Here is a 21,626-nt window from a genome sequence, read left to right as displayed (position 1 = left end):
TGACCCGGCTCACGGCTGCGAGCGACTCGGACAACGTCGTCACGGAACTCTTTGGGGTATGGCTTGGGCACAGTGCACATCCTTCCAGCGGCGCCCTTCGGCACCACAGATCAGATGTCACCTATCCGTGCAGCAGTCCCGACCGCGCTAAGAGTGACGCACCAAAAGCACCAGGGAGTCCGCTGTGGTGGGTGGGTTCGGCGCCGATAAGACGTACGTATGTCAGGCTCGGACTTTTCTGGACCATTATCGATGAAAATGGTGTCGAGCCTCCTGCCATATACGCTTTCTGCGGTGAGCTGGACGGGCTGCGTGAACGTGGGCAGCGCTCGGCTATCGGTGGTGGTAGCGGCTCGACAGGCCGTTGTCGTCTTGGCTTGCATGGCTGTGGGGGCGACTTGCATGGCTGTGGGGGCGAGTTGTCCACGTCATACGCATAACCGGGCACGACCAGCAGCGACGACGCGGCCGGGTTGGTGGTCAGTCGGCGCAACGTGGCCACACCCGGCGCCTCCTGGTCGCGCAGCGCGGTCGCGAGCGGCGCGTGCAGCGATCGTGAGGACGGTTGCACGAAGAGCGACATGCTCGACAGGACGTTCCACGCCGGGTCGACCACGAATTTGATCGCTGCGATGTCGCCGGCCGAGCACCGGATGCGAATCATCGCTGTTTTCTCCCGCCTGAGTGGTGTGGCTGCCATGGTCGCGGATCGGTGGCGGCCGCGCTCAGGGTGTCCCCGTCGCGGTTCCCGAGCCGCGGAGGCTACTGCTCGTCGGCGATGAGACGCGTGGTCCCCGACAGCACGCGCGCCGTAGCGGCGACGAGGACCTCCCGAGGGGTCTGGTAGTCGGTCAGTAGCCATTCGACCGTTGCCTGGTTGACGCCGCCGATGAGGGTCAGGGCCACCAAGCGACCTTCCTCGTCGCCGACCTTCCACCGGGGGAAACGGTCCCGGAACACCTGCAGAACCAGATCGGCGAATTCCCGCAGGCCCTGGCCGTAGACCTGGTCGACGCGCCGACTGATGCCGAGGATCTCGACCCAGCAGACCCGAGCTACGCGAGGATCCTCGACCGCGTTGAAGAACGCGTCCAGCGCGAGTGGGGCCAGGCGGTCCACCTCGAGGTCCGGGTCGCTGGACAGCGCCGCCAGCACGGTGTCCCGGATCTGCTCGATGCAGCGTCGGTAGACCGCGACCAGCAAGTCCTCGGTATTCGAGAACGACTCGTAGAAGTAGCGGTCCGTGACCCGCGACTCCCGAGCCAGCATCCGGACCGTGGTGGCCCTGTAACCAATCGTCCCGAACAGCTCGAGTCCCGCGTCGAGGAGCTGCTCCCGGCGCCTCATGGCGCGCTGCTCGGGCGTCTCGCCGCCGTACGGCCGACCGGTCTCGGTATTACCTCTCACCCATGCATTGGACATCAGGCGTCGTCACTTGGCAAACTGACAGTTCCTTGATTCCCAATGTGACAGGAGGCGACCATGCCGACATACTCGGTGATCATCATCGGTAGCGGGTTCGGTGGTCAGTGCGCCGCGATCAACCTGCTGAAGCGCGGGATCAGCGACTTCCTCATCCTGGAGCGTCGAGACTTCATGGGCGGCACCTGGTGCCAGAACAGCTACCCCGGCGCCGCGGTGGACGTGCAGTCACCGCTCTACTCGATCTCATCCGAGCCCTACCGGTGGAGCCAGATGTTCGCCGCGCAGGAAGAGCTCGAGGCGTACACCAACCACGTCATCGACAAGCACGGGCTGCGCGAGAAGACCCTTCTCAACGCCAACGTAGTGGGCGTTGCATGGGACGACAGCGAGCACGTGTGGCAGGTCGCGACCGAGGCAGGCGGAACGTTTGCTGCGCGGATACTGGTCAACGCCTCAGGACCATTGAGCACTCCGGTGATTCCGGACTTCCCCGGTCGGCATCAGTTCGCCGGGGCCGGATTCCACACCAACGGCTGGGACCACTCGATGGACCTGACGGGTAAGAAGGTCGCTGTCATCGGCAGCGGGGCGAGTGCAGCGCAAGTGATTCCGGCAATCGCACCCGACGTCGCGGAACTGCACGTGTTTCAGCGGACACCGCACTGGGTGCTGCCGCGCCCTGACCGTCGGTTCAACCGGATGCAGCGCCGGCTCCTGGGCATTCCCTGGATCTACCGGATGCTCCGCGTCCTCATCTACTGGAGCCTGGAGTCGCGCGTGGTCGGGTTCAAGTACTCCCAGCGGGCACTCAACTTCTCCGCGAGGCGAAAGGCGTTGCGGCTACTGGAGCGACAGGTCCCCGACCCCGAGCTCCGCGCCAAGCTCACCCCGGACTACACGATCGGGTGCAAGCGCATCATCTTGTCCAACACGCTCTATCCCGCACTGGCCGGGAAGAACGCCACGCTCTACACCCGCGACGAAGGAATCGCGGAGATAAACGAGCACGGGATACTCACGCGCGACGGTCGACAGGTCGACCTGGACGCGATCATCTACTCGACCGGCTACGACGCCACCGACGGGGTGATTTCCTACCCCGTGGTGGGGCGCGATGGCCGGACACTGGCCGAGGCATGGGCCGAGTTCCCGCGCGCCTACCTCGGCACCACCATCCCGGGTTTCCCCAACCTGTTCATCGTGACCGGCCCCAACACCGGGATCGGCCACACCTCCGCGATCTTCGTCATCGAGGCGCAGATGAGGTACCTGGTCAATGCCCTGCACGAGATGGACGAACAGGGCGCCACCGCCCTGGAGGTCTGCCCCGAGGCCGAGGACCGATACACCACCATGATCCACCGCGAGATGGAGCGGACGGTCTGGAAGTCCGGCGGCTGCCACTCCTGGTACCAGTCCAAGAGCGGGCACGTCATAGCGATGTTCCCCGGCTTCACCTTCACATATCGCCGCCTCGCCGGGTCCTTCAAGCGAGAGCACCACATCCTGCGCCAGGTGGAGGAAACCGGGCGATGAACGCCCCGGGTGTCGTCATCCAACCCTGATCACCCGGGTCCCGGCCCACGACCTTCCCAACTGGCCCGCGGGAGAGCACCGCGCCGTCCAGGACCGGATGTGCCGCCCGCGCAGCTCACGACAGTTCGGCAAGACCGATGACAGGAGAGTCAACCATGAAGAACTTCACCGCCAAGGTGGTCACGATCACGGGTGCCGGCTCCGGCATGGGTCGTGCCTATGCCTTGGAGTTCGCCCGCCGGGGCGCCCTCCTGGCGCTCAACGACTATGACTCCGCAACCCTCGAGGAAACGGTGTCTCTGCTCCCATCAGGGACCACGTCGTTCGCCAGCGCCTTCGATGTCAGTGATCGCGACGCCGTCTATCGGTTCGCAGACGAGGTTCGCGGAGCCCTCGGACCGTCCCACGTGATCATCAACAACGCCGGCATCAGCGGCAGCAACAAGCCGGTGTGGGCCTGCAGCGACCTCGACTACGAACGACTCATGGCCATCAATTTCTACGGTGTGCTGCACGGCACCCGCGCCTTTCTGCCACACCTGCGTGACAACAACGAGGGCGCCATCGTCAACGTCAGCAGCATCTTCGGCCTCACGGGCGTCCCGAGTCACAGCGAGTATTGCGCCGCCAAGGCGGCCGTGCGCGGATTCACCGAATCGCTCATGGTCGAACTCCTCCACGAGCCGATCACCGTGCACTTGGTGCATCCCGGAGGGGTCGCCACCAATATTGCGACCGACTCGGGCAAGGAGTTCGGCGAGAAATTTCTGCGTACGAGTCCCGACGCCATTGCCAAGGAGGTCGTCGACGGAATCCTGAAAGGACGGGCTCGGATCGTCTGCGGCCATCAGTCACGAATCACCCATTTCGGCGCCAACTTCGTCCCACGCGGCATCCTCAACAAGATTCTCTGGCAGCAGATCAGCCCGGTGCTGGACCGTTCGGACTACCCGCGATTCATGGGATCGGCGAATCGGCAGCAGAGCAGGAGCTGATGCAGCGCGCCGTCACCGACGGTGCGCGAATGTGAGCAGTGCAGTAGTTGCACGCTGTTTCGCCCGGGTCAGGCCGTGGCAGGGGCCTTCTCGCCATACCAGGTAGCGGTCGAGGTCGGCCGGAACCCGACGCCTCGGTAGGTCGCTCCGGCGATCTCGGAGCCGAAGGAGACCTTGATCCTTTCCATCCCGCGGGCGGCGAGTCGCTCGACTCCCGCGCTCACGAGGGCGGACGCCAGCCCGCGGCGCTGGAATTCGTCCTCGACGCGCACCGGCTCGACCAGTCCCACCTTGGTGACCGGGTCCGCCCAGAAGAGTGCGTAGCCCGCCGACCGTCCGTCGGCGGTCTCCACTGCCAGGTCCAGCGTCGGGTCGTAGAGCGAGCACTGCGCCAGTCGTTGCGCGACGCCCTCGCCGTTGCGCTCGCGCATCGGATGCGGCACGCCGTCTCGTCGGCTGCGGTCGACGAGCGTGAAGCCATCGGCCGGTGGCCGGACCGCACCTCGATCGTCGGCGCGGAGCCAGGCGGTGCTGTCGCTGTATCCCGCCGTCAGCCCGGCATCGGTGACCAGGCGTCGCAGCACCGCGTCGTCATCATCGACCGGGATCTCGAAACCGGCCGGTGTGTGGGCCCGTCCCAGGTCGAGCGCCGCGGCGAGGACCACCTCGAGGTCGAAGGTCCCGGGCACCACGATCGGATCGAGCTGGCCCTCCTCGCCCTGGATCGAGAACAGGACCCCGGCCACCGGGCCGTCCTCGTCGAGCCAGAACGGCTTCTCCAGGTCGTCCGAACGACTCGGTCGGCGCCACCACCACTGCACGTCGGCGGCCTCCCAGAGCCCGCTGTTCGGATCGGCCGACCTGCTGCGCTGCAGCAGGCGGGTCGACAGTTCCAGGGCCTCGAGCCCGGACGCGTTGACCTGGGTCACCATGCGTTCAGGCTAGGAGGCCGGCTCGGCTCACGCCTCCGGTTTTCTGCCGGGTCGCACGATCGCGGTCGGCGCCGGCCCGGCATACGATGCCTGTATGGCGGAAAACCACTCGTACCCGGTCGCTTTGAGCTGGCACGGCTCCACTGGCGAGGGGTATGACGCCTACTCCCGAGAGCACCGGGTCGCGCCCGCCGAGCTCACCGGGATGAAGCTCTCCTCCGATCCGCACTTCGGCGGCGATCCTGCCCTGGCCAACCCGGAGCAGCTGGTGGTGATGGCGGCGAGCAGTTGCCAGCTGCTCTCGTTCCTTGCGGTCGCCGCACGTGCCCGGCTCGATGTCGTCGACTACGTCGACGCTGCGGAAGGGACCATGCCGGAAGGGAATTCGCCGATGTGGATCACGGACATCGCGCTGCACCCGGTCGTGACACTGGCGTCCGGCAGCCGTGTCGATCAGCTCGAGCGGCTGACGCGCATCGCGCATCAGGAGTGCTTCATCGCCAACTCGCTGCGCTCGCGGATCTCGATCGACGCACGCTTCGTGATCGACGGCGAGGACGTGGCGACCGTCAGTCTTTGACCGGCAGCCCGAGCGATCGCCATGCGGCGAAGCCGCCGACGACGTCGGTCGCGTTGCGAACACCCAGGCTCACCAACGAATCCGCGGCCAACGACGAGGCGTAGCCCTCCTGGCAGAGCACGATGACACGCAGGTCCGGTGCCGCGACCGGGAGCCGTGCGTCGCTGCGCGGGTCGAGCCGCCACTCGAGGACGTTGCGCTCGATCGTCATCGCGGCGAGGGAATCCGACGGCTCGCCCTCTGTCGCCCGTTGTGCGGCCGGTCGTATGTCGACGAGCGTCGCACGCCGCCACAGCACCTCCTGGAACGCCGCACGAGGACTGAGCCGCTGTAGTCGACTGCGCGCATCCGCCAACTGGTGGTCGACACCGGCGAAGCGCGAAGCCGGCGCCCCGCCGTCGAGCAAGGACGGTGGTGAGGCCGTGAAAAGCGCTGACTGCCAGGTCAATTCGGAAACGTAGCTGGTCACCATGCCGAGCCCTCCTCGTCGCGACCCGAGATCACGAGCTGTCCGTCTCGGACTTCGTAACGAGTCATGCTCTGCAGCACCGGGTGATAGGCGTGCACGGACACCGCCCACTGCGAGGTCTCGTTGCGGACGTCGTGCACGTGACTGTCGGTGAAGTGGCGCCCGCGCCCGACGGGGAGGTCGCTTGCGGCGTCATACCCGATCCAGACGTGCTCGCGCAGTGTTCCCTGCACGACACGGAACGCACCGTCGGCCGTGCCGTGGTCGTGCCAACCGGTCGAGGACCCGGGCGGCCAGGCGATGGCCCAGACCTGCACGTGGTCGTCGTCCCCGGAGAGGACCGTCCACTGGCGTTCGAGGCGGCTCGCGTCATACGCGAAATGGGAGGCGGCGGCCGTATGGAGCTGGGTGATCGCGTCGAGATCGCGCGGTCCGACGATGGGGGAGAGGCGTGCGGTGATGGTGGTCATGCGGGTGCATCCTTCAAGGCTGTCTGGTGAATGTCGTTGTGGGCGAGCGGATTCGGCCGACCCGGAATCGACACGCGGCGCGTGCGGTAGAGGGTCAGGCCCACAGACAGCGACACATGACCGCCATACCCATGGAGCGGGTGGGATCACATGTGATGATGCGTTGCATAACTTCAAGTTACACAATCCATCACGCGGTGACAAACGACGCGGCTCACATCGCGAACAGTTCCGGCCGGTCGTGCCATGCTCGGGCCATGGCTGCTGAGACTCCCGTGACCCTGCTCATCCTCGGCGCCGGTGGCGACCTCACCCACCGGCTGTTGCTGCCCGGCGTCGGCAGCCTGCTGAAGATCGAGCCGTCCCGGAAGGTTCGGATCGTGGGGGCCGACCGGGCGGATCTGACTGCCGCGCAATGGAAGCAGCGGGTCGAGGAGTCCTTCGCCACGGTGCCGGTGCCGGCGCGCCCGGCGCGGTCGGCGCTCGCCAAGACCCGTTACCAGCAGACCGACCTGCTCAACCCGGAGCAGCTGGCCGACCTCATTGCAGGCGGCACCGGCCCGCTCGTCATCTACTTCGCACTGCCGCCGGCGGTGTCGATGAAGGTGTGCACGCTGCTGGAGGACATCGACCTCCCGGACGACACCCGGCTGGCGCTGGAGAAGCCGTTCGGTGGCGACGAGAAGTCGGCGCACGCGTTCAACGCGCAGTTGCACAAGCTGGTCCCGGAGAGCCACATCTTCCGGGTCGACCACTTCCTCGGCCGCTCCACCGTCCTCAACCTCATCGGGCTGCGCTTCGCCAACCGCATCCTGCAACCGATCTGGAGCGCCGAGCACATCGAGCGCGTCGAGATCATCTATGACGAGGACCTCGCGCTCGAGGGCCGTGCCGGCTATTACGACGGGGCGGGGGCGCTGCGGGACATGCTGCAGTCGCACCTGCTGCAGATCCTCGGCGTGTTCGCGATGGAGTCGATCGCCGACCTGTCGGCCCAGGAGGTGCAGGACCAGAAGGCGCAGGTCCTGCGCTCCACGCACCTGTGGGGAGGCAGCCCGAAGCGGTCCAGCAAGCGGGCGCGCTACACCGCCGGCCAGATCGGTCGGCGCAAGATCCCGGCATACACGCGGGAGAAGGGTGTCGACGCTGCGCGGGAGACCGAGACGCTCGCGCAGGTCCAGGTCGAGGTCCGCAACAACCGGTGGGCGGGCGTGCCGTTCACGCTGCGTAGCGGCAAGGCGCTCGGTGCTCCGCGCAAGCAGGTGATCGCATATTTCCGCCCGGTCCCGCACCTGCCCAACGGATTCGACAACTCGGCGGCGCCGGACAAGCTGGTCATCGACCTCAACCCCGGCGCCGTGTCGTTCGTCCTCACGATGAACGCCGAGGGCAGCCCGATGGACCTGGAGCAGAAGACGCTGCGGGCCGAGCTCGCCCCCGGCTGGATGCTCCCGTATGGCGAGGTCCTGCGCGAGGTCCTGGACGGTGACACGCTGCTGTCCGTACGCAGCGACGCCGCCGAATCCTGTTGGCGCATCATGGATCCCGTGCTCAAGTCCTGGAAGGCCGGCCGCGTCCCGATGGAGACCTACCCGGCCGGCTCGTCCGGACCGGAGGGCTGGCTGCCCGCCGACTCGGTCGTCGAGTAGCCGCACCAAGCGGGTTGAGCGCCGCCCTGAGTAGGCCGCGAGGAACGAGCGGACGTATCGATGGGTAGCCGGAGGAGCGCAGCGGAGGAGGCGTATCGAAACCAGCTGCGCACCTAAGCGGTCGCGAGGAAGGTCAGCAGCGTCGCCGCGAGCGTGTAGCTCTCGCCGTCGCGTTCCTCGCGGACGTCGGCGGGCCGCAGGTGCAGCTGCTCGACCGTGAGATCGGCGAACGTCTCACCGAGGAGTTCACGTGCCGCCTCGATGGACAGCTCACTCTCCAGCAGGGCCGGCCGGCGCGTGCCGTCACCGCGGATCTCGAAGCGATCGGCGATGATGCCCAGGGCCACGACACCGCCCGGGTTCAGTGCGGCGGCGATCCGCTGCAACAGCGTGCGCACCGCCGCTGCGCTCGGGAGGTGCTCGATCGCGGAGAACGCGAAGACGAGGTCGGCCGGCGCGGTCAGCTCGAAATCGACCAGATCCACGGCCCGGGTGTGCAGCGCGGTCGTCGTCCCGGCCGGCACCTGCTGCTCGAGCTGGTCGAGCGCGGACGGCAACAGGTCGACGGCATACACCTGCGAACCGGGCGGCAACAGTCGCAGCATCGGGATCGTATGGCGCCCGATGCCGGCGCCGAGGTCATAGGCGACGAGCGGCCGGTCGGCGGGAAGCAACTCCAGCGCGTCGAACAGCAGCGGATGTGGCTGGGCCAGCCAGGTGCCGGCGTCGCCGAGCTCCGCAGCGGCGTAGAGCTCCTCGTGGTACCGAACGGTCTCGCGGCGCGCGCGCTCGAACTCCTCCGATCGCAGACTCATCCCTCGATTGAAGCGCATCGTCGCCCGGCTGCCGACGATTCGTCTTGATTCGTGGCGGCGACACGCGCGCGCCTACCATGGGCCGCATGTCTGATCCGTACGGCGAGCGCAGCCCCGCAGACCGGCAGTTCCACGAGCAGGAGACGACTGCCCAGCCGGCGGTCGACCCCTACGCGCCGTCGCCCTACCCGGGGCAGCCCACGGATCCCTATGCGCAGCAGGGCCAGTCGGCATACGGGCCCGAGGGCTACCCGCAGTACGGCCAGCAGCCACAGGGCTACTCGCAACCCGGTTACGGCCAGTCGCAGTATGGCCAGCAGCCCTACCCGCCGTACGGCCAGCAGTCGCCGTATGGCGCACCGGGCACGCCCTACACCGCCTATCAGCCGAAGCCGACCAACGGCCTGGCCATCGCTGCCTTCGTCACCAGCCTCGCGGGCTTCGTCTTCTGCTTCGTCGCCGGCATCGTGGCGATCGTGCTCGGGGTCCTCGGTCTCAACAGGTCCAAGGAGATCGGTGGCGTTGGCCGCGGTATGTCGATCGCCGGCATCGTGATCGGCGCCGTGCAGGTGGTTGCCAGCATCGGCTACATCGTCGCCATCATCGCCGCGTCCTGACCCGCTCGCCGAGCCGTCACCAGCGGTTCATCGCCGCCAGGCCGACCCGGATGGCGCGATGCCGCGCCAGGTGGGCGAGCGTCGTGTCGCCGCGCGTGATCCGCACGAAAACCCGCCAGCCGAGCGGAGTTCGCAACATCGTGTGGAACGCCCGCGGGTGCCGCTCGAAGGCGCGCAGCGCCTGCTCGCCCACGGCCATCTCGGCGCCGAGCTCCCGCTCCACGTCCCGGGTGTATGACGCAAGGCCCGACTCCGGTGACGTGCCGCCGCTGGCGATCCGCGCCGCCGCTGCACCGGCGAGGGCGCCGGACCGGACAGCATACGAGATGCCCTCCCGCGTCCACGGTTCGAGCAGGCCGGCGGCGTCGCCGGCCACCAGCACCCGCCCGCGACCGAGCGGTGAGTCCGCGGTCCGGCAGCGCGTCAGGTGTCCGGAGTCGCGCACCACCGGCAACGCGGAAAGTCCTTGCTGCGCAACGAAATCCGTGCGGTACTGCTTCGTCTCGGCCGGTGATCCCTTCGCCATGATCACGCCGACGGTCAGCACGTCCCGCTTGGGAAAGACCCAGGCGTAGGAGCCGGGCGTCGGACCCCAGTCGAGGTGGACCCGCCCGGACCAGGCGGCCCGCGCCGCCTCGTCCGGCGCCAGCTCCACCTCCAGGCCGAGGTCGACCTGCCGGAACTCGACCCCGACATACCGGCCGGTCCGGCTCGCCGACCCGTCCGCGCCGACCACGGCGCGTGCCCGGATCTCGCCGTCCGAAGTGCTGAGCGTGACGACACCGGCCTCCTCGCGCAGCGAGCTCACCGTGACGCCGGCGCGCACCTGCGCGCCGGCGGCGGCCGCGGCGTCGAGCAGTGCGGTGTCGAACTCGGCCCGGTTGACCAGGCTGAGGATCCGGTCATCGGCGCGCTGCCCGTAAGGCGAACGACCACGAATCGTGAACGATGCCTTGGTGATTCGCTGTTGCACCGGCACGTCGAGGCCGTCCGGCAATGACCTGAGCGTGGGCCCGATGAGGCCGCCGCCGCACGTCTTGTAGCGGGGAAACGCCGCACGATCGACCAGCAGCGTGCTGGCGCCCGCCCGTGCGGCGGCATGCGCGGCAGGACTGCCCGCCGGGCCGGCGCCGACGACCACCACGTCATACGGCTGTGGCTGCGCGCTCACGGGTGCAGGCTCGTCATACGGTCGTAGGCGGTTCGGATGTGCTCCTCCATCAGCGTGACGGCGTGCTCCGCGTCCTGCGCGGAGATCGCGGCGACGACGGCATGGTGCTGGGCACGCAGGATCTCGCGCGTGTCCGTCCAGCTGTCGAGGGCAGCCAGGCCGGAGAGGATCGGCAGTCGCATCGACTCCCGGATCGCGATCGTCAGGTCACTGGCGAGTCGGTTGCCGGCCGCCTCCGCGATGGCGACGTGCAGGCCGGTGTCGTAGTCGTTGAATTCCGCCATCGTCAGCTCGTCGTCGTCCATGGCGACGAGCAGCTGCTGCATCTGTGCCACATCGCCCGCGCTCGCCCGCCGACTCGCCAGGCGGGTCGAAAGACGTTCCAGGGCAACGCGAACCTCGGTCACATCCGTCGTGGGGAAGCTGGCCAGCGCGACGTGCAGTCGCAGCAGGCGCGTCAGTGCGGTGTGCGGCACGCCGGTGATCCGTGTCCCGCCCGCAGCGCCCGCCCCGACCGCGGAGCGGACCACGCCGGAAGCCTCCAGCGTCCGCACCGCTTCGCGTACGGCGGGGCGGCTCACTCCGACCCGTTGCGCGAGATCGCGCTCGGCCGGCAGGTGCGAGCCGACGACGTACTCCCCACTCAGGATGCGGTCCTCGACCCATGCGACGACGAGTTCCCACGCCTTCTTCGGCGGAACATCTGCAGACACGCCCGCGAGCCTACGACGTTGTGCGAGGGGGTTTCGCGGGACCGGATCTGCTGGTATGTTCTGCGTCACACTTAATGGTAAGACCATTACGAGCCCCGCACCATCTCCCCGTTTGGAGCCCGCAACAATGCCGACGACCTATCAACCCCCGATCACGCCGGTCGCGGACAGCCTCTGGCTGTCCGCGGTGATCGCGTCGCTTCCACTGCTGAGCATCTTCCTGACCCTCGGCCTGTTGCGCTGGAAGGCGCACTGGGCCGGACTGACCGGTCTGGCGATCGCCCTGATCGTGGCCGTGGCCGCCTTCAAGATGCCGGTGTCGCTGGCGCTGTTGTCCGGGACGGAGGGGGCGGCATACGGCCTGGTGCCGATCATGTGGATCGTCTTCAGCGCGATCGTGCTCTACCAGATCACCGTCGTGGCGGGCCGCTTCGAGGACCTGCGGGCGGCGTTCCACCTGGTGTCGGACGACCCGCGGGTGCAGGCGATCATCATCGCGTTCTGCTTCGGTGCCCTGCTGGAGGCGCTCGCCGGTTTCGGCGCTCCGGTCGCGATCACCGGCGTGATGCTCGTGGCGGTCGGCTTCTCGCCGCTGCGTGCCGCCGCCGTCGCGCTGCTGGCCAACACCGCGCCCGTCGCGTTCGGGGCGATCGGCATCCCGATCATCACGGCCGGCAACCTGACCCACATCGACTACAACATCGTCGGCGCGTATGTCGGACACCAGACCCCGGTCCTCGCGCTGGTCGTCCCGCTGATGCTCGTCTTCCTGGTCGACGGCCGTCGCGGGGTCCGCCAGACCTGGCCGATCGCGCTCGTGGTGGGTGCGGTGTTCGCCGTGACCCAGTGGGCGTCGGCGACCTACATCTCCGTCGAGTTGACCGACGTCATCGCGTCACTGGCCGGGCTCGCATCCGCCGTCATCATGCTGCGCTTCTGGCGGCCGCAGGGCCGCGACGAGGCGAACGAGACCCTCGCCGAGGCCCGTCAGCTCGAATATGCCTCTGCCGGTGGCGGATCCGGCGACGTCGGCACCGGCGTCGCGGACGACGACATCGCGTTCACCTCCGCGGATGAGATGGACCGTCGGGCGAGCGCACTCACCCCCGGTCGCATCGGTATGGCGCTGTTGCCCTACCTGCTCGTCATCGCGGTGTTCGCGGCGGCCAAGCTGATCGACCCGATCAAGAACGCGTTGGCCGACACCGACGTGAAGATCTCCTGGCCCGGCCTGGACGGCCACGTCCTGTCCGGCACCGGCAAGGTGAGCGCGACCACGGTCTACACGCTGCCGTGGCTGTCCTCGCCCGGCTCGCTGCTGCTGATCTGCTCGGTCGTCGTCGCGCTGGTCTACAAGGTGAGCCCGGCCCAATGGGGACGTGAGTTCGTGGAAACCGGCGTCAAGCTGCGCTTCGCGTTCCTCACCGTCGCCTCTGTGCTGGGCCTGGCGTATGTGATGAACCTGTCCGGTCAGACCGTCACGATCGGCACCTGGATCGCCGGCACCGGCGCGGCCTTCGCCTTCCTGTCACCGATCCTCGGCTGGCTGGGCACCGCGGTCACCGGTTCGGACACCAGCGCCAATGCGCTCTTCGCGACCCTGCAGCAGACCGCCGGGAAGAAGGCCGGTATCGACCCGACCCTGCTGGTGGCGGGCAACTCCGCCGGCGGCGTGGTCGGCAAGATGATCAGCCCACAGAACCTCACGATCGCCGCGGTCGCCGTCGGCCTGGTCGGCCGTGAGTCGGACATCTTCCGCAAGGTCATCCTGTGGTCGCTCGGTCTGCTGGTGATCGTCTGCCTGCTGGTCGGCCTTCAGTCCACCGTCCTGTCGGGGATGCTGCCGTGACCGCCGCACCGCGCGTCGCGCTCTTCGCCACCTGCTTCAACGACACGGTCTGGCCCGAGACACCGCGGGCCACCGTCACCCTGCTGGAGCGGCTCGGCGTGACGGTCGAGTTCCCGATGGCCCAGACGTGCTGCGGTCAGATGTTCACCAACACCGGGTATGTCGACGAGGCGGTGCCGCTCGTCCGGTCGTTCGTCGACGTCTTCGGTTCGTATGACGCCATCGTCGCGCCCTCGGGCTCGTGCACCGGGTCCGTGCGCGAGCAGCATCGCTGGATCGCCGAACGCTCCGGCGACAGCGGGCTGGCCCGCGAGGTGGAGCAGCTCACCCCGCGCGTCCACGAGTTGTCCGAGTACCTCGTCGACGTGCTCGGCGTCGAGGATGTCGGCGCCTACTTCCCGCACCGGGTCACCTACCACCCGACCTGTCACTCGCTGCGGATGCTGCACGTCGGCGACCGGCCGCTGAAACTGCTGCGCGCCGTCCGCGGCATCGACCTCGTCGAGCTGCCCGGCGCCAACGAATGCTGCGGGTTCGGCGGGACGTTCGCGATGAAGAACGCCGACGTCTCGGTCGCGATGGGTTCCGACAAGGCCCGCCACATCCGCGAGACCGAGGCGGAAGTCGTTGTCGCCGGGGACAATTCGTGCCTCGCGCACATCGGTGGGCTGCTGGACCGCAGCCGCTCCGGCGTGCGGTCCCTGCACCTGGCGCAGATCCTGGCATCCACGGAGGAGGACCCGGCGTGAAAAACACATCCGAACGCAATCCGGTCGGTGTCACCACACCGACCTTCGTGGGGATGCCCAAGTTCCCGAAGCTCGCGGCTCCGGAGCTGCGCAACCCGGTGCTGCGGCACAACCTGCAGATGGCGACGCACACGATCCGTGACAAGCGGGCCCAGGTCGTCGGCGAGGTCGACAACTGGGAGGAGTTGCGGGTCGACGGGGCACGCAGCAAGGACGCCGCCCTGGCGCACCTGGACGACCACCTCGAGGAGCTGGAGCGCAACCTGCAGGCCGCCGGTGCGACCGTGCACTGGGCTCGCGACGCGGACGAGGCCTGCTCCATCGTCACCGAGCTGGTGCAGGCCACCGGCACCGAGGAGGTCGTCAAGGTCAAGTCGATGGCCACCCAGGAGATCGAGCTCAACGAGGCGCTCGAGGCGGCCGGCATCAGCGCGTGGGAGACCGACCTCGCCGAGCTGATCGTGCAGCTCGGCCACGACCGGCCCTCACACATCCTGGTGCCGGCGATCCACCGCAACCGCAGTCAGATCCGCGAGATCTTCGCCCGGGAGATGGGCAAGGTGGGCCGGCCGGCGCCGGAGGACATGACCGACGAGCCGGCCCAGCTCGCCGAGGCCGCTCGCAAGCACCTGCGGGAGAAGTTCCTGCGCGCCAAGGTCGCGATCTCCGGCGCGAACTTCGCGGTGGCCGACACCGGCACGCTGGTCGTGCTGGAGTCGGAGGGCAACGGCCGGATGTGCCTGACGCTGCCCGAGACGCTGATCAGCGTGGTCGGCATCGAGAAGGTCGTGCCCACCTGGGACGACCTCGGCACCTTCATGCAGCTGCTGCCTCGATCCAGCACCGGCGAGCGGATGAATCCCTACACGACGATGTGGACCGGTGCCACACCCGACGACGGCCCGCAGGACGTGCACGTCGTCCTGTTGGACAACGGCCGGACCCGGGTCCTGGAGGAAAAGCTGGGCCGGGAGGCGCTGCGTTGCATCCGGTGCTCCGCCTGCCTCAACGTCTGCCCCGTCTACGAGCGCGCGGGCGGCCACGCCTACGGGTCGGTCTATCCGGGCCCGATCGGTGCCGTGCTGACCCCGCAGCTGCGCGGGACAACGAGCGACATCGACCAGTCGCTGCCCTACGCGTCCAGCCTGTGCGGTGCCTGCTTCGAGGCCTGCCCGGTGCGCATCGACATACCGCGCATGCTCGTCGAGCTGCGCAGCCAGGTCGTCGACCAGCACCGCGGCGGCCTGCCCTCCGCGGAGGCCGCCGGCATGCGCGCCGCATCGTGGGTGTTCGGCAACCACAAGCGACTCGAAGGTGTCCAGGCCGGAGCCGCTGCCGGTGCCCGGCTGCTCGGCAAGAAGACCTCCATCAGCCAGCTGCCGTGGCCCGCCTCCGCGTGGACCCAGGCGCGCAACGCCCCGGTGCCGGCGAAGGAATCGTTCCGGGCCTGGTGGAAACGCACTCACGAAGGGGACGGCTCATGACGACCACGCCACGCCGCGACACGTCCGGCGCACGCGCCGAGATCCTGCGACGCATCCGGCACGCGCTGGACGAGACCGGTGCCCGGGAGGACAACGACGCGGCGCCGGCGGCCGGCGCCGTCGAGGACCACTCCGCCGACGGCACGCACGAGGCGATGATCGACCGGTTCGCCGAGGTCACCGCCGACTACCGGGCGGTCGTCGAACGCTGCGGGCCGGAGCAACTCGCCGCGCGCATCGAGGCGGCGCTGCAGGCCCACCAGGTCGGCAGTGTCGTCATACCTCCCGGTCTGGATCGGGATTGGCTGTCGGCCGTCACGGCCGACCGGGTCGAGGACACCGACCTGACCACCGCCGACCTCGACCACTGCGATGCGGTCGTGACCGCAGCGGCCGTGGCCATCGCCGAGACCGGCACCATCGTGCTCGACCACACGCCCGACCAGGGTCGTCGCGCGCTCACCCTGGTGCCGGACGTGCACGTCTGCATCGTCCGCGAGAGCCAGGTGACGCCGGACGTTCCCGGCGCCATACGCCTGCTGCGGCCGGCAATCGAGGCGCACCGGGCGCTGACCTGGATCAGTGGTCCCAGCGCCACGAGCGACATCGAGCTCAACCGCATCGAGGGGGTGCACGGCCCGCGGCACCTGCACGTCATCATCGTGAACGGGTAGGGCACGCTGTCGGTGGGTGATCTGGCACGACATGTGACCGGCGGGTAACTTGGACCCTCGGACGACCCCCCGAACGGCGAGCCGAGGAGAGACGATGCCCTTGCAGGATCACTACGACGTGCTGGTCGTGGGCGCCGGCCTGTCCGGGATCGACGCCGGTTACCGGATCCAGACGATGTGTCCGGGCGCCGATTACGCGATCCTCGAGGCGCGCGAGAGCCTGGGCGGCACGTGGGATCTCTTCCGCTACCCGGGCATCCGGTCCGACTCGGACATGTTCACCCTCGGCTTCCCGTTCGAGCCGTGGACGGGTGAGAAGTCGATCGCCGACGGCGCGGACATCCTGCAGTACCTGAAGGACACCGCGGCGAAATACGGCATCGACGAGCGGATCGTCTACTCCACGAGAGTGACCAGCGCCGACTGGTCCAGCAGCGACGCGCGCTGGACGCTCGCGCTGAGCACCCCGGAGGGTGACCGCACCGTCACCGCCGACTTCGTCTACCTGTGCTCCGGCTACTACGACTACGAGCAGGGCTACCAACCCGACTTCCCGGGCATCGAGGACTTCGACGGGGACGTCATACACCCGCAGTTCTGGCCGTCCGACGGAGTGGACGTGCAGGGCCGGAAGGTCACCGTCATCGGTTCCGGAGCGACCGCGATGACGCTGGTCCCGGCGCTCGCGCGCCAGGGCGCCCACGTGACGATGCTGCAGCGGTCACCCACCTACGTCCTCACGCTGCCGTCGCGCGACGTCATCGCCAAGGCGCTGCGCACGGTGCTGCCCGCGAAGCGCGCGTATGCCGCCGTGCGGCTGAAGAACGCAGCCACGGCCGTCGGGTTCTACGAGTTCTGCCGCCGCGCTCCCGGTGCGGCGACCAAGGTGTTGCGCAGCGGCGTCGCTCGCCAGCTCAAGGGCAGCAACGTCGACATGCAGGCCTTCACCCCGCGGTACAAGCCGTGGGACGAGCGCCTGTGCATCGTGCCGGACTCCGATCTCTTCAAGGCGATCCGGGACCATGACGTCGACGTCGTCACCGACACGATCGACCGGGTCGAGGAGGGCGCCATACACACCGGGTCGGGTGGGTCGATCCCGTCCGACATCATCGTCACCGCCACCGGCCTGAACGTGCAGCTCATCGGCGGCGCCAAGCTCAGCGTCGACGGCCGGGACTGTGATCCGGGACAGCGCTACATCTATCAGGGCCTGATGCTCGAGGGTGTGCCGAACGCCGCCGTGTGCATCGGCTACACGAACGCGTCGTGGACGCTGCGTGCGGACCTGTCGGCGAAGTTCTTCTGCCGATTCGTCAACCACGTGCGCCGGAGCGGCCACGCCTACGGCTACCCGACCGTCACCCACGAGATGCCGACGTCGCCCGCACTGGATCTCGCGGCGGGCTACATCCAGCGCTCGCTCGCGAGCCTGCCCAAGCAGGGTGACCGCAAGCCGTGGTTCCTGCGGCAGAACTACTTCTCCGACCGGCGCGATGCCAGGCGAGCCGACGTCACCGACAGCATGACTTTCGTCCGGCCCGGCGAGCAGCGGTCCCCGAACGATGACCTGCACACCGCCGCAGTCGGTGTCGCAGTCGGCGCCGCAGAACCCAGCGTGGCGTGATGCTCGCACGCATCCCTTGCCGAATGACGGCTTCCTCGCCGAGTGACGGTCAAATCTCGCCGTCACTCGGCGAAGAAGCCGTCACTCGCGGTGCGGGGTGCGCGGCGTGAGGATCGCGTTGGCGTCATACCGCAGCAAGGAGCACTCCGGCGGTCAGGGCGTCTATGTCCGCAACCTGTCCCGCGAGCTGGTGGCACTCGGGCACGAGGTCGAGGTCTTCAGCGGTCAGCCCTACCCGCGACTCGATCCGGGCGTGCGCCTGACGCCGGTGCCGAGCCTCGACCTCTACCGCGCCGACGATCCGTTCCGGCGGCCCGCGTTGCGTGAATTCCGCTCGGCGATAGACGTTTTCGAGTTCGCGGCGATGTGCACTGCCGGTTTTCCGGAGCCGCGGACGTTCGGCATGCGCCTGTCGCGGGTGTTGCGGGATCGGCTCGACGACTTCGACATCCTGCATGACAACCAGACACTGGCGCCGGGCCTGCTCGCCCTCGAGCGTCGCGGCCTGCCGTTGCTGACGACCATCCACCACCCGATCAGCCGGGACCGCCGACTCGAACTGGAGGCGGCGACCGGCTGGGACCGCGTCACCAAGCGCCGGTGGTACGGCTTCGTGCAGATGCAGCGCCGGGTCGCCCAGCGCAGCAAGCACATCCTCACCGTGTCGACGGTGTCCGCACAGGACATCGCGGCCGACTTCGGTGTGCCCCGGGACCGGATGCGGGTCGTGCCGGTCGGCGTCGACGTGGATCGCTTCCGGCCACGGTCGCAGCCGCGAGTGCCCGGCCGCATCGTGTCGATCATCAGCGCGGACGTGCCGCTGAAGGGTATGGCGGTGCTGGTCGACGCCCTCGCGGAGCTGCCCCGGGATGCATGGAGTGAGCTGGTGGTCGTCGGCACCCCGAGCGAGGCGACCGGCAAGCGGCTGGCCGATGCCGGCCTGGTCGACCGGGTGACCTTCCGCAGCGGGCTGACCGATGAGGAGCTCGCGGAGTTGGTGGCCTCGGCGTCGCTGCAGGTGATTCCGTCGCGGTACGAAGGTTTTTCGATCCCCGCCATCGAGGCGATGGCCAGCGGCACACCGGTGGTGGCGTCCAACGTCGGGGCGTTGCCCGACCTGCTCGCCGACGGTGTCGGCCGGCTCGTTCCCGCAGGCGATGCACCGGCTCTCGGTGCAGCGATCGCGGCGGTGCTGGCATCCCCGGCCGAGGCCGCTCGGATGGGTGCGGCGGGACGCGCCCGTGCGGTCGGCACATACAGTTGGCGCGCGGTTGCCCGGGCAACGGCCGATGTCTACGCCGAAGTGATTGCCGAGGTGATCGCTGCGGACAGCGCGGTCGCCGGGCCGTCCGAGGCAACAAGAACCAAGGAGTCAGCACGATGATCACGATGGACTTCGACTCGGCGTTCCCGGTCTCACCCGGGATGAGCGTGCTCGACGTCGGTGCCGGGCAGGGGCGCCACTCGTTCGAGGCGCTGCGCCGCGGGGGAGTGGTGACCGCGTTCGACCAGTCCGAGTCGGACCTGGCCGACATCAAGACGATGTTCGGCGCGATGGAGCTCGAGGGCGAGGTGCCCGCGGGTGCGTCCGGGACGGTGCTGCACGGCGACGCGCGCTCGATGCCGTTCGAGGACAACAGTTTCGACCGGGTGATCGCCTCGGAGATCCTCGAGCACGTGCACGAGGACGAGCAGGTCATGGCGGAGCTCTTCCGCGTCGTGAAGCCCGGCGGGCTGGTCGCCGTGTCGGTGCCGCGCTCCTGGCCCGAGAAGGTCTGCTGGAAGCTGTCGGACTCCTACCACGAGGTGGAGGGCGGCCACATCCGCATCTATCGCGCCTCCGAACTCGTGGAACGCCTGGAACGTGCGGGCCTGGCGCCATACAAGCAACATCACGCGCACGCCCTGCATGCGCCGTACTGGTGGCTGAAGTGCGCGGTCGGTCCCGACAACAACGACAACCCCGCCGTGAAGGCCTATCACCGGCTGCTGGTGTGGGACATGATGAAGGCGCCGTTCGTCACCCGCGCGGCCGAGAACGCCCTGAATCCGGTGGCCGGCAAGAGTTTCGTCGTCTACTCGCGCAAGCCGGAGGCCGTATGACGCGGCTGACATCCACCCGCGGCCTGGCTGTCCCGGGTGTCCTGACTGCCGAACAATGTGCTGCCACAGCGCAGTTCGTGCTGCGGCAGCAGCGCTCGGACGGCTCGATCCCCTGGTATGACGGCAGCCACCTCGACCCCTGGGACCACATCGAGTCCGCGATGGGGCTGACCGTTGCCGGTTACTGGTCCGCGGCCTGGCGGGCACTCGAATGGTCCGCGGCCAACCAGCGCAAGGACGGCTCCTGGCCGATGGTGTTGCGCGACGGCGGGATCGAGGATCCCGGCTCCGACACCAACCAATGTGCTTATTTCGCAGTCGGTTTGTGGCACTACTACCTGGTGACCGGTCGGACCGACGGGCTCGCCCGGCTGTGGCCCACAGTCGAGGCGGCGATCAATTTCGTCATACGGGCGCAGCATCCGGGTGGGGAGCTCGGCTGGGCCGTCGGCACGGATGGTGGTGTCGCCGACTTCGCCCTGCTCACCGGCAGCGCGAGCGCGCTGCAATCGATCGAGTGCGCATGCCTGATCGCGGCGACCCTCGGACACGATCGGCCACGCTGGCGTTGGGCCGGCAACCGGTTGGCGAGCGCGTTGCGCGAGCGGCCGGAGTCCTTCGCCGACCGAGCACGCTTCTCGATGGACTGGTACTACCCGGTGCTCGCCGGTGCGCTGCGCGGCCGGATGGCGACCGCCCGGATCGACGCCGGCTGGGCCGATTTCGTACGTCCCGGCCATGGCGCCCGATGTGTCAACGACCAGCCGTGGGTCACGTCGGCGGAGTCCGCGGAACTCGTCGCCGCGCTGGATGCCATGGGTGAGACCGACCGGGCGCTGAGCGTGCTGGAGGACCTGCAGGGTCTGCGCGATGAGGAGACCGGCGGCTACTGGACCGGCCGCAACCTGCCCGACATGGTGCTCTGGCCGCGGGAGCAGACCTCGTGGACCGCTGCCGCGGTGCTCCTGGCCGCGGACGTGGTCACCCAGACGACCTCCGGTGCCGGCCTGTGGCGCGACGCCGGCTGGCCGGGTGACGAGTCGGTCGAGTCCGCAACGCTCGCTCGTGGCGAAGCGGTGAGCTGATGCCCGTCCCACCGGATCTTGCCGAAACCGTTGCGGCGACAACAGGATTCATGCCGGTCGACGAGGGCGATGCCCTGTATGACGTCGCACTCGGCGCTCGCCCCGGCACCTGGTTGGAGATCGGCACCTACTGCGGCAAGTCGACGCTGCTGCTCGGTGCCGCAGCACGCTCACGCGATGCGCGACTGGTGACGGTCGACCACCACCACGGCTCGGAGGAGAACCAGCCGGGTTGGGAGTGGCACGACAGCACGATGGTCGATCCGCGCAGCGGTCTGCTCGACACGCTGCCGCACTTCCGGCCGGTGCTCGACGCGTTGGCCGACGTCTGCTCGGCCGTCGTGGCCAGGACCGAAGTCGTTGCGGCCTGGTGGAATTCGCCGATCGAGCTGCTCTTCCTGGACGGCAACCACACCGAGAAGACCGCACAGCACGATTACCGCGCGTTCGCGAAACATCTGGTCCCGGGCGGGCTGCTGCTGGTCCACGACGTCTTCCCGGACCCGGCCGACGGAGGCCAGGCCCCCTGGCACGTCGTGCAGGCCGCGCTCGCCGACGGTTTCACCGAGACCGCGCAGCACGGTTCGCTGCGGGTGCTCACCGCACCTGACGCCTGAAACAGCGATTGACTCCGCTGCAGGGGCGTCAATGGCTGTTTCGAGCGTCACTCGGCGACAATGGCC

Annotated in this window: 21 protein-coding genes; 14 read left to right on the top strand and 7 right to left on the bottom strand. The window is 68.5% G+C overall.

The features are described 5' to 3' along the window. Positions 1 to 762 precede the first annotated feature (762 nt). Positions 763 to 1,407, bottom strand: a complete 645-nt coding sequence (locus VG502_RS03025; protein WP_325548544.1) for a TetR/AcrR family transcriptional regulator — start codon at positions 1,405 to 1,407, stop codon at positions 763 to 765. 75 nt (positions 1,408 to 1,482) lie between these two features. On the opposite strand from VG502_RS03025, the gene VG502_RS03020 reads away from it, so the two are divergent. Together VG502_RS03020 and VG502_RS03015 are read left to right on the top strand one after the other, a co-directional pair. Beyond that, entirely contained in the window at positions 1,483 to 2,961 is a 1,479-nt protein-coding gene (locus VG502_RS03020; RefSeq protein ID WP_325548543.1) for a flavin-containing monooxygenase, read from the top strand. A 155-nt stretch (positions 2,962 to 3,116) separates the two neighbouring features. Next, positions 3,117 to 3,956, top strand: a complete 840-nt coding sequence (locus tag VG502_RS03015; RefSeq protein ID WP_325548542.1) for an SDR family NAD(P)-dependent oxidoreductase — start codon at positions 3,117 to 3,119, stop codon at positions 3,954 to 3,956. Positions 3,957 to 4,024: 68 nt separating this feature from the next. On the opposite strand, the gene VG502_RS03010 is transcribed toward VG502_RS03015, so the two are convergent. Further along, positions 4,025 to 4,888 (bottom strand): GNAT family N-acetyltransferase, encoded by an 864-nt coding sequence (locus VG502_RS03010; protein WP_325548541.1) that lies wholly within the window; start codon positions 4,886 to 4,888, stop codon positions 4,025 to 4,027. Positions 4,889 to 4,982: 94 nt separating this feature from the next. Here VG502_RS03010 and VG502_RS03005 point away from each other — a divergent pair, with 94 nt between their 5' ends. Then, a complete protein-coding gene (locus tag VG502_RS03005) occupies positions 4,983 to 5,468 on the top strand; it encodes an OsmC family protein (protein ID WP_325548540.1) in 486 nt (161 codons plus the stop codon). On the opposite strand, the gene VG502_RS03000 is transcribed toward VG502_RS03005, so the two are convergent. After that, a complete protein-coding gene (locus tag VG502_RS03000; protein WP_325548539.1) occupies positions 5,458 to 5,940 on the bottom strand; it encodes a rhodanese-like domain-containing protein in 483 nt (160 codons plus the stop codon). The genes VG502_RS03005 and VG502_RS03000 overlap by 11 nt on opposite strands. Beyond that, on the bottom strand, positions 5,934 to 6,407 hold the full coding sequence (locus VG502_RS02995; protein WP_325548538.1) for a cysteine dioxygenase: 474 nt from the start codon (positions 6,405 to 6,407) through the stop codon (positions 5,934 to 5,936). The genes VG502_RS03000 and VG502_RS02995 overlap by 7 nt, the downstream gene beginning before the upstream one ends. Before the next feature lie 257 nt (positions 6,408 to 6,664). Between VG502_RS02995 and VG502_RS02990 the strand changes: the two genes are divergently transcribed. Next, entirely contained in the window at positions 6,665 to 8,056 is a 1,392-nt protein-coding gene (locus tag VG502_RS02990) for a glucose-6-phosphate dehydrogenase (protein WP_325548537.1), read from the top strand. Between the two features lie 113 nt (positions 8,057 to 8,169). Here the strand turns inward: VG502_RS02990 and VG502_RS02985 are convergent, their stop codons facing one another. After that, complete coding sequence (locus VG502_RS02985; protein ID WP_325548536.1) at positions 8,170 to 8,871, bottom strand: class I SAM-dependent methyltransferase; 702 nt, start codon at positions 8,869 to 8,871, stop codon at positions 8,170 to 8,172. 86 nt (positions 8,872 to 8,957) lie between these two features. Between VG502_RS02985 and VG502_RS02980 the strand changes: the two genes are divergently transcribed. Beyond that, positions 8,958 to 9,488 carry a DUF4190 domain-containing protein gene (locus VG502_RS02980; RefSeq protein ID WP_325548535.1) on the top strand — a complete coding sequence of 177 codons (531 nt, stop codon included), beginning with the start codon at positions 8,958 to 8,960 and terminating at the stop codon, positions 9,486 to 9,488. 16 nt (positions 9,489 to 9,504) lie between these two features. On the opposite strand, the gene VG502_RS02975 is transcribed toward VG502_RS02980, so the two are convergent. Beyond that, entirely contained in the window at positions 9,505 to 10,659 is a 1,155-nt protein-coding gene (locus VG502_RS02975; protein WP_325548534.1) for a geranylgeranyl reductase family protein, read from the bottom strand. Next, positions 10,656 to 11,372, bottom strand: coding sequence for a FadR/GntR family transcriptional regulator (locus VG502_RS02970; RefSeq protein WP_325548533.1), 717 nt, complete (start codon positions 11,370 to 11,372; stop codon positions 10,656 to 10,658). The genes VG502_RS02975 and VG502_RS02970 overlap by 4 nt, the downstream gene beginning before the upstream one ends. A gap of 127 nt (positions 11,373 to 11,499) precedes the next feature. Between VG502_RS02970 and VG502_RS02965 the strand changes: the two genes are divergently transcribed. The 9 genes from VG502_RS02965 to VG502_RS02925 all read left to right on the top strand — a co-directional run bounded on the left by VG502_RS02965 (position 11,500) and on the right by VG502_RS02925 (position 21,560). Next, positions 11,500 to 13,221 carry an L-lactate permease gene (locus VG502_RS02965; protein ID WP_325548531.1) on the top strand — a complete coding sequence of 574 codons (1,722 nt, stop codon included), beginning with the start codon at positions 11,500 to 11,502 and terminating at the stop codon, positions 13,219 to 13,221. Then, positions 13,218 to 13,970 carry a (Fe-S)-binding protein gene (locus tag VG502_RS02960; protein WP_325548529.1) on the top strand — a complete coding sequence of 251 codons (753 nt, stop codon included), beginning with the start codon at positions 13,218 to 13,220 and terminating at the stop codon, positions 13,968 to 13,970. Before VG502_RS02965 ends, VG502_RS02960 begins: the two co-directional genes overlap by 4 nt. Before the next feature lie 53 nt (positions 13,971 to 14,023). After that, on the top strand, positions 14,024 to 15,454 hold the full coding sequence (locus VG502_RS02955) for a LutB/LldF family L-lactate oxidation iron-sulfur protein (RefSeq protein WP_325548547.1): 1,431 nt from the start codon (positions 14,024 to 14,026) through the stop codon (positions 15,452 to 15,454). Further along, positions 15,451 to 16,128, top strand: a complete 678-nt coding sequence (locus VG502_RS02950) for a LutC/YkgG family protein (protein WP_325548527.1) — start codon at positions 15,451 to 15,453, stop codon at positions 16,126 to 16,128. The genes VG502_RS02955 and VG502_RS02950 overlap by 4 nt, the downstream gene beginning before the upstream one ends. A gap of 94 nt (positions 16,129 to 16,222) precedes the next feature. Next, positions 16,223 to 17,755, top strand: a complete 1,533-nt coding sequence (locus VG502_RS02945) for a flavin-containing monooxygenase (protein ID WP_325548525.1) — start codon at positions 16,223 to 16,225, stop codon at positions 17,753 to 17,755. 106 nt (positions 17,756 to 17,861) lie between these two features. After that, positions 17,862 to 19,139, top strand: a complete 1,278-nt coding sequence (locus VG502_RS02940; RefSeq protein WP_325548524.1) for a glycosyltransferase family 4 protein — start codon at positions 17,862 to 17,864, stop codon at positions 19,137 to 19,139. Continuing rightward, a complete protein-coding gene (locus VG502_RS02935; RefSeq protein ID WP_325548522.1) occupies positions 19,136 to 19,858 on the top strand; it encodes a class I SAM-dependent methyltransferase in 723 nt (240 codons plus the stop codon). The genes VG502_RS02940 and VG502_RS02935 overlap by 4 nt, the downstream gene beginning before the upstream one ends. Further along, entirely contained in the window at positions 19,855 to 20,943 is a 1,089-nt protein-coding gene (locus VG502_RS02930) for a glucosidase family protein (protein WP_325548520.1), read from the top strand. The genes VG502_RS02935 and VG502_RS02930 overlap by 4 nt, the downstream gene beginning before the upstream one ends. Then, positions 20,943 to 21,560, top strand: a complete 618-nt coding sequence (locus VG502_RS02925; RefSeq protein WP_325548518.1) for a class I SAM-dependent methyltransferase — start codon at positions 20,943 to 20,945, stop codon at positions 21,558 to 21,560. Before VG502_RS02930 ends, VG502_RS02925 begins: the two co-directional genes overlap by 1 nt. Positions 21,561 to 21,626: the final 66 nt, after the last annotated feature.

Source organism: Flexivirga sp. (assembly GCF_035551235.1).
Lineage (GTDB): Bacteria > Actinomycetota > Actinomycetes > Actinomycetales > Dermatophilaceae > Flexivirga.
Note: the sequence above shows the minus strand (reverse complement) of the source record. Positions and strands in the feature narration are given on the sequence as shown.

What these genes read in the sequence shown, in the direction of transcription:
- VG502_RS03010 (WP_325548541.1), bottom strand. Translation starts at nt 4,888, where the DNA reads ATGGTGACCCAGGTCAACGCGTCCGGGCTCGAGGCCCTGGAACTGTCG.
- VG502_RS02945 (WP_325548525.1), top strand. Translation starts at nt 16,223, where the DNA reads ATGCCCTTGCAGGATCACTACGACGTGCTGGTCGTGGGCGCCGGCCTG.
- VG502_RS03005 (WP_325548540.1), top strand. Translation starts at nt 4,983, where the DNA reads ATGGCGGAAAACCACTCGTACCCGGTCGCTTTGAGCTGGCACGGCTCC.
- VG502_RS02955 (WP_325548547.1), top strand. Translation starts at nt 14,024, where the DNA reads ATGCCCAAGTTCCCGAAGCTCGCGGCTCCGGAGCTGCGCAACCCGGTG.
- VG502_RS02985 (WP_325548536.1), bottom strand. Translation starts at nt 8,871, where the DNA reads ATGAGTCTGCGATCGGAGGAGTTCGAGCGCGCGCGCCGCGAGACCGTT.
- VG502_RS02965 (WP_325548531.1), top strand. Translation starts at nt 11,500, where the DNA reads ATGCCGACGACCTATCAACCCCCGATCACGCCGGTCGCGGACAGCCTC.
- VG502_RS03015 (WP_325548542.1), top strand. Translation starts at nt 3,117, where the DNA reads ATGAAGAACTTCACCGCCAAGGTGGTCACGATCACGGGTGCCGGCTCC.
- VG502_RS02990 (WP_325548537.1), top strand. Translation starts at nt 6,665, where the DNA reads ATGGCTGCTGAGACTCCCGTGACCCTGCTCATCCTCGGCGCCGGTGGC.
- VG502_RS02950 (WP_325548527.1), top strand. Translation starts at nt 15,451, where the DNA reads ATGACGACCACGCCACGCCGCGACACGTCCGGCGCACGCGCCGAGATC.
- VG502_RS02980 (WP_325548535.1), top strand. Translation starts at nt 8,958, where the DNA reads ATGTCTGATCCGTACGGCGAGCGCAGCCCCGCAGACCGGCAGTTCCAC.
- VG502_RS02925 (WP_325548518.1), top strand. Translation starts at nt 20,943, where the DNA reads ATGCCCGTCCCACCGGATCTTGCCGAAACCGTTGCGGCGACAACAGGA.
- VG502_RS02995 (WP_325548538.1), bottom strand. Translation starts at nt 6,407, where the DNA reads ATGACCACCATCACCGCACGCCTCTCCCCCATCGTCGGACCGCGCGAT.
- VG502_RS02935 (WP_325548522.1), top strand. Translation starts at nt 19,136, where the DNA reads ATGATCACGATGGACTTCGACTCGGCGTTCCCGGTCTCACCCGGGATG.
- VG502_RS03020 (WP_325548543.1), top strand. Translation starts at nt 1,483, where the DNA reads ATGCCGACATACTCGGTGATCATCATCGGTAGCGGGTTCGGTGGTCAG.
- VG502_RS03000 (WP_325548539.1), bottom strand. Translation starts at nt 5,940, where the DNA reads ATGGTGACCAGCTACGTTTCCGAATTGACCTGGCAGTCAGCGCTTTTC.
- VG502_RS02930 (WP_325548520.1), top strand. Translation starts at nt 19,855, where the DNA reads ATGACGCGGCTGACATCCACCCGCGGCCTGGCTGTCCCGGGTGTCCTG.